Raw genomic sequence first — 12,054 nt, 5'->3', positions numbered from 1 at the left:
TGTTCAGATACACAAAGATATAAAAATTGGTCACACAGAGAGATTCAAGCCCTTTCAAAACCTATTTGTGACAAACATTTCACCCTTTCACTTGCTTTTATACATATCAAACCTATTTATACTATGAACAACGAAAATACACCATTTCCTGAGCTGAACGATGATCAGACAGACAGGAACAGGACCCAGAAAGATGACCTTGGAGCAGATGTCGGCAGGGAAGACCTGGTATATAACGAAGAGGAAGAAAGCTATGAAATTGACGTAGCTAGTGAAGATCCCGACTACGATCACCCGGATCCTTACGATACTTCCGGCAGGAACGGAAGTGACTTTGATTCAGACTTCGATGAGGCCAATATTACCGCCAACGACGAGTATCGCCGCACCAATGATGGAGAAGATCCTGCAATTAGTCCCGAATACGGAATGCATATTGACAGCGGAAAGATCGTAGAACTGAACGAAATAGATGAAGAACTGGCTCAGACGCCGGAAGATGAGCGCGACGATCTGGATGAGGAAGGCTATCCTAAAAATGACGAGCCCGATAAAGACGGCAACTTCGTCTAATTGATCTCCAGATTGAATTTCTTACGGAATTCATCCAGCACAGGGTTCTTGGTAGCCATGTGCTGGTACTTTTCATGGGCGGTGTAAAGCCGCTTCTTCTCATTCCTCTCCGCCTGGCGAAGAATCAGATCGATGCCAAAATTACGTAGCTGCACCCGCAGGGCATTGAGCAAGTCTACCTTTTCAAGGGTAAGCAATTCCTCCTGTATCCGGTTTTCAATCGTAACCTCTATCTGAAAATTATCGCGCAATACCGGCGTGTAACTGGTCATAAGCGTATAGAGGTTGATCTTATTTTGTTTCAGTAATTCCTGGGTGTACCGGTTCCAGGTGCTGATCAGTTCTGCTTCGGTAAAGACTTCTCTCGAATCTCCCGAGATATACTTAGGGCCATTATCTTCCTCTTCCATCACAGGGGCCGAAATGTCATTCAGGCTTGGGATCAGTGATGCGACTGCCTTCATCGGTTTGATGGCAATCTTCGGCCTTTCCGGTGATGCCAGCTGAGGTGTGTTAACCGGTGCCGCAGATGCTGTCGCTTGGTTGACCTGTACAGCTGGAGCCGGTGCCGGCGGTGTAGGCGGTGCAACTGGCTTTTCGCTCATCGGAACGGAAGGAACCACAGGCGCCGCCTGTGTTGGAGCTGGCGCCGTTGCCGGAGCCGTTTGCTGCGCAGCCGGAGCTTGTGGTGCCGGTGCTATCCCGTTAGCTGATTTTTTTTTTGCTGCTTCAGTAGTACCGGAAGCAGCGAGATTTAAAGCGGAATGAATGTGGCATATCTTAATCAGCGAAATCTCTACCTGCAGCCTCTGGTTCTTACTGTTCCTGTAGTTCAGGTCACACTGGTTGGCAATGTTGAGGCCCGAGAGCAGGAACGACGCCGAAGCTTTTTTGGATTGTTCCAGGTACTTCGTTCGGATTCCGTCACTTACTTCGAGGAGTTTCAGCGTAGCGCTGTCTTTACCCACCAGCAGGTTCCTGAAATGCGAAGCAAGGCCGGTAATGAAGTTATTTCCGTCAAAACCATTCGTCAGGATCTCATCAAACACCAGTAGGGTAGATGCTACGTCCTGATTCAGCAGATGATCGGTGATCTTAAAATAGTAATCGTAGTCGAGGATGTTCAGATTCTCAATAACCGCCTTGTAGGTTACATTCCGGTTGGAGAAACTGACAATCTGGTCAAACATCGAGAGCGCGTCCCGTAAACCACCGTCCGCCTTCTGCGCAATCACGTGCAGGCCGTCCTTATCGAAAGCAACCTGTTCCTTATTGGCGATGGAAGCCAGATGGGAAGCCATGTCGTCCACCTTGATCCGGTTGAAATCGAAAATCTGACAACGGGAAAGGATCGTAGGAAGGATCTTATGCTTCTCCGTTGTTGCCAGGATAAAGATGGCGTAGGATGGAGGTTCCTCCAGCGTCTTCAGGAAAGCATTGAACGCCGCCTGGGAGAGCATGTGCACCTCATCGATGATATAGATCTTGTATTTGCCGGCCTGAGGCGGAATGCGCACCTGTTCGGTCAGGCTTCGGATGTCGTCAACCGAGTTATTGGAAGCAGCATCCAGCTCATGAATATTGAAGGAATTTCCGTTGCTGAATGCGCGGCAGGACGGACAAGTTCCGCAGGCCTCGTTCTCGGAAGTGATGTTCTCACAATTGATCGTTTTAGCCAGAATACGCGCGCAGGTTGTCTTTCCTACACCGCGTGGACCGCAGAATAAAAAAGCCTGAGCAAGCTGATTATTCTTAATGGCGTTTTTTAAGGTATTGGTGATATGTTGCTGACCAACAACGCTTTCGAAAGTCGCTGGCCTGTATTTTCTTGCCGATACCAAAAAATTATCCATCGCTACGAAGATACGGAGAAGGCCGATGATGTGCAAGACTGCGAAGAATCAGAATGGAATTTGTTTTTCTCGTTTGATTCTGCTACATTTGCACTCCCTTATTTAAAGGGTAAATAACTGATAATTAAATTATAAAATGCAACAGTACGAAACAGTAATCATTCTTACCCCGTTGTTATCAGATGAAGCTGCGAAAGAGGTGTTAGCCAAATTCCGCGGTGTTCTTACAGATAACGGAGCCGAGATTGTCCACGAAGACAATTGGGGTTTGAAGAAACTTGCGTATCCTATCGAGAAAAAGACTACAGGATACTATCACCTAACTGAATTTAAGGCTCCGGGTGAATTAATTAACAAACTGGAGATTGAATTAAGACGTGACGAGCGAGTTATGCGTTTCTTAACGATTTCTCTTGACAAGCATGCACGTGCGTACAATGAAAAGAAACGCAGTGGAGCATTCTTGAAGAAAAACAAACCTGAAAATCAAACTGAGGACGCTGCAAAATAATGGCAAGAGAAACAATTCAGTACGTAACAGCCCCTAAAGTAGAGGATACACGTAAGAAATATTGCCGTTTCAAGAAGAACGGTATCAAATATATCGATTACAAGGATGCAAACTTCCTTTTGAAGTTCATTAACGATCAGGGTAAAGTATTACCACGTCGTTTAACAGGAACATCATTGAAGTTCCAACGTAAAATTGCTCAGGCAGTTAAGCGTGCACGCCATATTGGTATATTGCCTTATGTTACTGATTCATTAAAATAAGAGGAGGTAGATCAGCATGGAATTAATTTTAAAACAAGATATTAAGAACCTCGGCGAGAAAGACGATGTAGTAAACGTTAAGCCAGGTTTCGGACGCAATTTCCTTATTCCTAAGGGATATGCAATTCAGGCTACTCCTTCTGCAAAGAAAGTATTAGCTGAAAACCTTAAACAAGCTCAGTTCAAACAAGAGAAGATCAAAAATGACGCTCTTGCTGTAGCTGCTAAGTTAGAAGGCGTTAAGTTATCAATCGGCGCTAAGGCTGGTGAAAGCGGAAAGATCTTCGGTGCAGTAAATACCATTCAGGTAGCTGAAGCATTGAAAAAAGAAGGTTTTGAAGTTGACCGTCGCCGTATCACTTTCGAAACTGATCCTAAATTCGTTGGCGAGTATGTTGCTAACTTAAACCTTCACAAAGAGGTTAAGGTTCAGGTTCCTTTTGAAGTGGTAGCTGAATAAGTTAAACCAAGAACTATAAAAGGCGCTCCATAACAGGGCGCCTTTTTTTGTAATACAATGGCTCGTAAAAAATCCAGGTCTTCTGCCAAATCTTCCTTCTTCAAACTGCCCAACCTTATCAGGTGGGCCAAAAAGATAGTCCTCTATTTCGTAGGCATCAGTGTTCTTTGGGTGCTGCTTTACCGGTTTATCAACCCTCCTGTTACCTGGCTCATGGTACAACGTGCGGTAGAGCGTAAATGGGATGGTAAGACATGGAAGATCGATCATGAATGGCGTGACTACGATGAGATGTCGCACAACCTGAAGGTGGCTGCGATCGCCGGCGAGGACGCAGGCTTTCTCAATCACTGGGGCTTTGACGCCGGTGCGATTCAAAAAGCCTATCTGAAGAATAAGGCCGGTAAACCGATTAGAGGAGGGAGCACCATCAGTCAGCAAACCGCCAAGAATGTTTTCCTTTGGGGAGGACGATCCTGGCTGCGCAAAGGTTTTGAAGCTTATTTCACTATGCTCATCGAGATCTTGTGGAGCAAAGAGCGCATACTGGAGGTCTACCTGAATGTGATTGAAATGGGCGACGGGATTTATGGAGCAGAGGCTGCCTGTCTGAATTACTACTCCAAAACAGCCGAAAGCCTGAGCAAAAGGAAAGCCGCGCTACTCGTAGCCGTTTTCCCAAATCCAAGAAGATGGACACCTGCCAGTCCCACCCGTTACATCTACTATAAGCAGGGACTTATTCTTCGCAATATGCGGCACATCAAGCTCCCGGACTAAAAGCAGGGATGATTTATGCGAAGACGCGTGCGTGCCAGCTTTCTTTAAAAGACACTTCCCATTTAGCGTCAAGCTCTCCCTTGGTTTGTACCATATTATTGAACACAACCGTGTCAGCGTTTATCTCACCCGCCTGGACCAATGCTTCAAACTCCTCACGCGTACATGAGTAAACCTCACCATCCTTCTTGTAAGCCATATTGAAGCGATCAAACATGTTAACACCGTATTGTTTCTCGATGTCTCTGATGAAGCCTGCAGAACGGTCTATCGAGCATCCTGATGCGGTGGCCTGTACCTCATCCACCAACAGGATTAAAAACCGGCCATATCGCAATTCACCCTTTGCCTTCAGCTGCGCGCCGTGAGCTTCCCATCCCGCTGCAAATGCGTTCAGGTCCTTTACAATTTGATGTTGCTCCTCCGCTGTAAAGGCGCGGTTGGACTGGTAGATCCAAACTCTTGATTGATCAGAAAATTCCATACCTCAAAGATACGCAATCCGACTTTATCCTTATCTCAGCTCAATGTATTGTTTTTCCTGGTCCAGGACATCACGTTTGATGGTGGACGCCTGTGGCGCAGTTCATTCGCCATATAGGCAACGTACGGTTTCGCTTCCCGGAAGAAGCTTTGATAACCCTCGCAGAGATAGTTGAGATGCGGCTCTCCGTCTGGGGTATGGAGAAAGCGGTTCTTCGGACACTCGCCGCGGCAATAGCGATAGACGTCACACGTTCTGCACGAAGTGGGCAGATCACGATGCTTGTTCGTTCCAAACTGTTGTTGTTTTGCCGATAACACCGCTGTTTTCAATAAGCCATCCTGGATATTGCCTGTTCTATGCTTGTCGTACACATAGTGATCGCAGGAGTACAGGTCCCCATTATGTTCCATGATCAGCGCGTCTCCGCAATGTTCCGAAAAAGAGCATATACCGGGAGGCAGGTCGAGTTCGTTAGCCAGCATAGCATCGAAGGTCTGTACGAAATAAGTGCCCACGTCCTTTTTAATCCACTCCTTGAAAACTTCCGTCAGGAAGTTTCCGAACTGCGGGGCAGACACCGACCAGGTCGTCAGGCTAGTGCTTCCTTCGTATTCAGGCGGCACCAGGCCGTGAAACGCATTAGCTGCTTCCGATGCCCGTCGTTCCACCACAGGTATAAACTGCATATAATGACTGCCGACGTTCTTCAGGAATCTGTAGACTTCAAGGGGTTTTCGGCTGTTTAGGTTATTAACCACCGTGAGCGTGTTGAACTCAACCTCATGCTTCCTTAGCAATTCCAGACCCTTTATCACCCTGGAGAAGGTACCCTCGCCACCGCGGTTTTTTCGGTAAGCATCATGCAGCTCCTCGGGACCATCGATGGAGAGGCCGATAAGAAAGTTATTCTCTTTGAAAAAGCGGCACCATTCATCATTCAATAAAATTCCGTTTGTCTGCAGCGAATTAGAGATCTGCTTCCCGCTTCCGTATTTCTGTTGCAGCTGGAGCGCATGCCTGTAAAAACCGAGTCCCATGAGCGTTGGCTCGCCTCCCTGCCAGGCGAATGTTACTCCTTTTCCGGGCTGTTCATGGATATACTTCCGCGTGAAGACATCGAGAGTCTCCCGGCTCATCCGGAGACTGGACGTTTCGGGGTACATTTTAATCTTATCCAGGTAGTAGCAATAGGAACAATCCATATTACAAACGGGCCCGGTAGGCTTAGCCATTATGCTGAAGCCCGGCATATTGTTCGTGCACATGTTTCGTGTGATGATATTTGCGTTTTTGGTTTTTTGAGGTTCCTTTTGGCCCGCCTTGCTTATCATTTTTTGAAAGACACTTTGTAACCGCGACCTAGTAGTTCCGTGGTTACTGTGGACTTCTGCTTAGGTATTTTTGATGGACTCGTTTGATCCTCTTTACCTTGGACGTTTTCAAGATGGTTATGCAGTCTCCTCAAAAGTTTATTTCCGACATAGCCCATTCCAAGCATGTTTTCATAACGTAGCGGATAGCTTTCACAGTTAACATCTATCGGTTCGGCGGTTTTATCGGATACTTCTTCTGCCTGGAAGGCGGCAATCAACGCACTGGGACTGAATTCTTTGTTGTTTATGAGTACATACTCATCCGTTTGTTGAAGCTTATTGTACATCAGCAACGACATACTTAACAGCAGCATACAGCCCGGCTCTTCGGTACCTTGCAGTGTAATAACCTGTTCAGCAAGTGTGTCTCCCGTTAAAATATCCAGATCGACCACGTCGAGATATTCCAAATATTCCTTGCGGAAATCAAAAGCGATCAGCATCAGCCTGATCCGGAACAAAGTAGCCTTTGCAGGGATGCCCGGCGCTTTGCGAAGGTCTCTGGAAGGATCAAAGGCGCCCAGGCTGACCTGTATATTGCCGCTTTCATCTTTGCTAACGTGGTGACTTATCTTTAATACCTCGTTTAACGGATGTTCTGCATTGAAGTTCATACCTATAAGTTCCTGCAGGTCCGCATCGTGCAGATCACGCTGTCCCATTGTGCCGCTCAGGCTATTGCGCAAAGCGCGATAGACAAACTGCGTAGTGCGACTGGCTGCTTTCCCGTCGCGGTGAATGTAGGCAGGCGCAAAGGCACGACGGATCACGGCAGCAGAGGAGCTGGAAACGCCAAATTCGGTGGAGGCTTTGATGCTGTCTTGCGTTTGCTTAAACTTCCGCGGCTTCCCTTGGATAATGTTCTTATTTCGGTAACTGCGGTAAACGACTGAACCTGCTGTACCGCGAACCATTCCTTTGCTGTCGACATAAGCCATGAGTGATAAGGTTTAGGCAGGCAATGTAGAAAAAGCAAGAGATAAAAAACTGGAAACCTGAAATTTAGAAGGAAAATAAATTGCAATTGGAGAGCGTTGTGCATAAACATTTTCATGGCTCTTCTCTCAACGCGTCAGATATGAGGAGTAGAAGAAATATAGATTTTGCCCTAATGAGTCCGACTATTAGTACTTTAAGTCGGACTCATTACGGTAAAATAGTGCGTCCTTTGGGGAGACATTCAGAGGGGGATGAATAGAAGAATAGACAGAATTCTCCTTCCTTTGATATATCTTGGTCTAAGAATAGACTATTCTGTTTTGCTTCATGTACTCCCCGGGTGTTATTCCTGTTATCTTTTTAAAAATTCTCGAGAAATAGGGTAAATGTTCGAATCCGGTTTCGATAGCGATATCGTCCAGTAGCATATTCGTTGTAGTCATCAGATATTGAGCTCTTTCAATTCGCTTTTCATGAATAAAAGAAATCGGCCTTTCTCCGGTATATTTGTAAAAGAGTCTTGAAAAGTAATCCGGATGCAGATTTTGTCGTTCAGCCAAATGTGCAACTGTCAGGTTTGTATTCAGGTTGATCTGAATATAACTAATAGAATCAAGAACTTTTGAGGAGATAGTCGTCTTGTGGTCTTGCCTGAAAGTATCAGATAGTAAAAATCTTGAAATTAATTGTAAAATAATTCCCTGCGTTTCCATAAATGCTGACATGCTCTGCAGGTTGTTCAATTCCTGATATTCTTTGTAAAATATGTTCTTTTCGTAGACTCTTGGGTTGTTAGAACGATTGATTCCCCTTCCTGGATTGATTTTTACTAATCTCTTAAAATTCTCGGCGTCAGGCGCTTCAGCTTTTACCTTGATCAGTGTCCTGTTATTGGAAAACAGTGAAACGCCGTTGGGCGAGTCTTCGAAGAACTGAATGAAGAACTGACTCAAATACGCTGTGCAGTGCAGGTTGCATAGCGTAAAACTAGGTATCATGTAAAGAAACCCGGGTTCTAACAGAATATTTTCATTTGCATTGGAAATCGTTCCCTCACCCTCATCTATATAATACAAACGATAGTATGGACTTATAACATTCTTAAAGTTCCATTTGTCGTCCAGTTTCACATAATCTACGTGAAGAAGAGAAAACGAATGTTTCAAAATTTTTCTGGCCATTGGATAGATCTGATTTGTGGAAAAACGTCTGATATGTATACTTCTGTACTACTTGGTGTCTTTCGCCTGGAGGTTTACTTATTTGGTTAATGAGTATTGAATATAGTAAATAGCTTGCTGATATCCATTTGGTATTATAAAAACAATTGACGAGTTGATCGGCTGCTCTCCGTTAGGTGTCGGATTTGTATAAAACAAAGTCTAGTTTATGCAATGGTGGGGGAATGATAAGCAGGTAACTTCGTTGAACCAGACAATCCTGAACCAAGATGTTCAGGATCATTGCATAACTAACCAAGATTAAAAGTCTATGATGCCACAACTTAGTGATTCGTCGTAAGCACGACCCTGTACATTTCAATCCCGTCGCTAATCAATTTAAAAGGGTCCTTCATTTGGGGACAAGAATTCCTTTTGCCTGAATTTTTTTAGCCGCTGTTACCGGCCACATTTAAATGGAATATTAAGGACGGCCAAAAATAGTTCTCCAGACAGCTTTATTCCTCAAAAAAATTAAACTAATACGATGATAAAGTATAAAAATTTGCTCAGGATCTTCACCGTTTGCATTTTCCAAACCTGTTGGATATTGATTGCCGGTTCGGTAATAGCAAGCGATCAAAAGAAATCCTTTTTCGATAATGATTTGCAGAACGTTATTGTGAAGGGAAAAGTCACCGACTCAAACGGTGAGCCTTTGGTTGGTGTGACTATAAAAGTTAAAGGAACCTCCAACGGAGTGACAAGTGATGTAGAGGGGAAGTTTTCTATAAAGGTTTCGGATGCAAGCGTTGTTTTAGTTTTTAGTTATCTCGGCTTCAATCCCGTGGAAAAAAGGGCCGGAGATGCCTCTGTTATCCACGTTGTGATGCAGGCTTCAGACCAAAGTCTGGAAGAGGTTGTAGTGGTTGGTTATGGAACCCAAAAGAAAGTAAACCTTACCGGATCCGTGTCCACGGTATCAGCAAAAGAAATAGAGAATAGACCGATTACACAGGCCTCCCAAGCTCTGGCAGGTTTGGCGGGAGGAGTGACCGTCACGCAGGGTGCCGGAAGGCCGGGAAATGACGGTGCAAGCATCCGCATCCGGGGAGTAGGTACGTTCTCGGGTGCAGGAAATGAGCCTCTCGTACTGATTGATGGGTTAGCAGCGTCGATCAACGACATTGACCCTAATAATATTCAGAGTATTTCGGTGTTGAAGGATGCTGCTTCAGCATCAATCTATGGAACCCGTGCGGCCAACGGGGTTATTCTGGTTGAAACAAAAAAAGGTCAGCAGGGAAAGTTACAGGTAATCTACGACAGTTATGCTGGATGGCAACAGGTAACAGAAATGCCGGATTTTGTGGAGTCGGCCACCTATGCAGCATTAAAGAATGAGGCAAACAGTAACGAAGGGCGGTCTGCTGCATACTCGGAAGAAGAAATTATGAAATTTCAAACCGGCTCTGATCCGGATAACTATCCCAACGTTCCGCACCTTAAGAATTTGTTGACGTCCAATAATGGTTTTCAAACCAGCCATACTGTTGGATTCACGGGAGGGACGGATAAAAGTACGTTTATGTTTTCATCCGGTTATTTGAAGCAAAACGGCATTGTAGAGAAGAATAGCTATAGCCGGTATAACTTCTTGCTGAACTTCAACAGCCAGATCAAAGATAATCTCGCTCTGAAAGTTAATCTTAACGGTTATACAGGTAACACGGATGAACCCCGGCAGTATGAAGGCGATATGACCAGTATCATTAGATTCGCCGTGCGGGAGGGTCCTGTGTATGCCGGTTTAAAATCGGATGGTACGTATGGCTACCAGGATAACTATAGTCCCGAGGCTTGGCTGTCAAGCCCCTCGTTCGTGAACAGAAAGAACAGGAATTTCCTTGGAGGCGCAGAGTTGGCGTGGACTGTCGTTAAGAATCTTACTTTGAGTGGTAAGGCAGGTTATAAATATTACAATTACGACGACAACAGTTATGCCTCAGATTTTACATTCAACAGCAACAAAACTGTCGGTCCCAATAACCTTTCTGTAAGTTCAGGAAATAATAATCTGGTGACTTTGCAGGCACTTGTTCAATATGCAAAGGCTACAGGTAAGCATAACTATACGATGCTCGGCGGATATTCACAGGAAGAATTTAGGGAAGACTGGACAAGTGCCTACAGGGACAATTTTCCTAATAATGCCTTGTATGAGCTTAATGCCGGATCCTCAAGTAATATGCAATCTTCCGGGTCAGGTTCGGAATGGGCTTTAAGGTCATTCTTCGGACGCATCAATTATTCCTTTGATCAGAAATATCTTTTTGAGGCTAATGCGAGATATGACGGTACTTCCCGGTTTCCTGAGAAAGGGCGCTGGGGGTTCTTTCCATCAGTATCCGCAGCATGGAGGCTTTCTGAAGAATCGTATATAAAGGATAATCTCAGCTGGGTGAATAACCTGAAACTCCGCTTATCATGGGGTGAGCTTGGGAATCAAAATATTGGGAATTATCCTTTTCAAAATGTGCTAAGCCTCGGCCAGAATTATTCCTTTGGGGGCACGCTTTATTCAGGGGCCCGCCTGACTCGGTTAGCAAACCCCGATATTACCTGGGAAACAACGAGAGTAGCCAATCTGGGATTAGACGTTTCGGTGCTAGGAAACAAGCTGAACCTCGTGTTTGACTATTTCGATAAAACCACCTCAGATATATTGTACAGTATCTCTGTCTCAAACGTCCTTGGTTTAGCCCCTTCTGAAGCTAATGCTGCTACAGTCAAGAATACAGGCTTCGAAGTGATGTTGAATTATCAAACTTCCATTCGTCAGTTGAATATAGGATTGACTCCTAACTTTTCCTATATAAAAAACCGTGTTACAGCATTAGCAGGCGGACTACAGCAAGATATTAATAAGGGATTGTTTGTAGGTCATCCAATTAACTCTACCTATGGATACGAAGCAGACGGCCTATTTGTGGATGATAATGACATAGCTAATTATCCTGCGCAACCGTATTCTGCTCAGCCCGGCTTTGTAAGGTATAAAGATATCAATGGTCCTGGGGGAGTTCCGGATGGGATTGTTGATGCGACTTATGACCGCAAGGTAATTGGCTCTTATTTTCCGAAGTTTTCTTACGGATTTACGATGAACGCGGAGTTCAAGGGCTTTGATTTCTCTATGTTATGGCATGGGCTTGGAGGTTTTCGCCGGCAAATGGGCTCATATCAGGCATTTGCTTTTTATAATGGCGGCCAGATTCAGACGTGGCAGGCTGAGGGACGGTGGACGGAAGCTAATCCAGATCGGAATGCGATATATCCAAAGCTTACCAGTTTAAATAGTGGGGCAGGCACGATCATGCCCTCTACTTATTGGGACAGAAATGCCAGTTTTATCCGTTTGAAAAATATTCAGCTCGGCTACTCATTTTCGAGTAAGCTGACGGAACGAATGAAAATCAATAAACTGCGGCTATTTGTAAGTGGCCAGAATTTGTTTTCTTTCAAACACTTCTATCAAGGCTGGGATCCTGAAATGGGCCAGTCTACCGGAGATAACACTCCATTTTACCCCATTACAGGTATATACACCTTTGGTTTGAATGTGAAGTTCTGATCTTTTTTAATGTCTTAACTA

At 44.9% G+C, this 12,054-nt stretch carries 11 protein-coding genes; 6 read left to right on the top strand and 5 right to left on the bottom strand.

Features of this window, described 5'->3' with window-relative positions:
• Nucleotides 1–123: 123 nt before the first annotated feature.
• Nucleotides 124–573, top strand: a complete 450-nt coding sequence (locus ACO1NU_RS09705; RefSeq protein WP_448818270.1) for a hypothetical protein — start codon at nt 124–126, stop codon at nt 571–573.
• Here ACO1NU_RS09705 and ACO1NU_RS09700 read toward each other — a convergent pair.
• Nucleotides 570–2,426 carry a DNA polymerase III subunit gamma/tau gene (locus ACO1NU_RS09700; protein ID WP_448818269.1) on the bottom strand — a complete coding sequence of 619 codons (1,857 nt, stop codon included), beginning with the start codon at nt 2,424–2,426 and terminating at the stop codon, nt 570–572. The genes ACO1NU_RS09705 and ACO1NU_RS09700 overlap by 4 nt on opposite strands.
• Nucleotides 2,427–2,562: 136 nt before the next feature.
• On the opposite strand from ACO1NU_RS09700, the gene rpsF reads away from it, so the two are divergent.
• The 4 genes from rpsF to mtgA are packed head-to-tail and all read left to right on the top strand — an operon-like array spanning nt 2,563 to nt 4,440.
• Nucleotides 2,563–2,937, top strand: coding sequence for a 30S ribosomal protein S6 (gene rpsF, locus ACO1NU_RS09695; protein ID WP_448818268.1), 375 nt, complete (start codon nt 2,563–2,565; stop codon nt 2,935–2,937).
• A complete protein-coding gene (gene rpsR, locus ACO1NU_RS09690; protein WP_106290311.1) occupies nt 2,937–3,200 on the top strand; it encodes a 30S ribosomal protein S18 in 264 nt (87 codons plus the stop codon). The genes rpsF and rpsR overlap by 1 nt, the downstream gene beginning before the upstream one ends.
• Before the next feature lie 16 nt (nt 3,201–3,216).
• Nucleotides 3,217–3,660, top strand: coding sequence for a 50S ribosomal protein L9 (rplI, locus tag ACO1NU_RS09685; protein WP_448818267.1), 444 nt, complete (start codon nt 3,217–3,219; stop codon nt 3,658–3,660).
• Nucleotides 3,661–3,717: 57 nt separating this feature from the next.
• Complete coding sequence (gene mtgA / locus ACO1NU_RS09680; protein ID WP_448818266.1) at nt 3,718–4,440, top strand: monofunctional biosynthetic peptidoglycan transglycosylase; 723 nt, start codon at nt 3,718–3,720, stop codon at nt 4,438–4,440.
• A 13-nt stretch (nt 4,441–4,453) separates the two neighbouring features.
• On the opposite strand, the gene ACO1NU_RS09675 is transcribed toward mtgA, so the two are convergent.
• The 4 genes from ACO1NU_RS09675 to ACO1NU_RS09660 form a co-directional block, all read right to left on the bottom strand.
• Complete coding sequence (locus ACO1NU_RS09675; protein ID WP_448818265.1) at nt 4,454–4,924, bottom strand: ABC transporter ATPase; 471 nt, start codon at nt 4,922–4,924, stop codon at nt 4,454–4,456.
• Nucleotides 4,925–4,959: 35 nt separating this feature from the next.
• Nucleotides 4,960–6,258: an anaerobic sulfatase-maturation protein gene (locus ACO1NU_RS09670; RefSeq protein ID WP_448818264.1), complete on the bottom strand. Its 1,299-nt coding sequence runs from the start codon at nt 6,256–6,258 to the stop codon at nt 4,960–4,962.
• A complete protein-coding gene (locus ACO1NU_RS09665) occupies nt 6,255–7,238 on the bottom strand; it encodes a hypothetical protein (RefSeq protein WP_448818263.1) in 984 nt (327 codons plus the stop codon). The genes ACO1NU_RS09670 and ACO1NU_RS09665 overlap by 4 nt, the downstream gene beginning before the upstream one ends.
• Before the next feature lie 300 nt (nt 7,239–7,538).
• Entirely contained in the window at nt 7,539–8,420 is an 882-nt protein-coding gene (locus ACO1NU_RS09660; RefSeq protein WP_448818262.1) for a helix-turn-helix domain-containing protein, read from the bottom strand.
• 526 nt (nt 8,421–8,946) lie between these two features.
• On the opposite strand from ACO1NU_RS09660, the gene ACO1NU_RS09655 reads away from it, so the two are divergent.
• Nucleotides 8,947–12,033: a SusC/RagA family TonB-linked outer membrane protein gene (locus ACO1NU_RS09655; RefSeq protein ID WP_448818261.1), complete on the top strand. Its 3,087-nt coding sequence runs from the start codon at nt 8,947–8,949 to the stop codon at nt 12,031–12,033.
• Nucleotides 12,034–12,054: the final 21 nt, after the last annotated feature.

Source organism: Arcticibacter sp. (genome assembly GCF_053551015.1).
Note: the sequence above shows the minus strand (reverse complement) of the source record. Positions and strands in the feature narration are given on the sequence as shown.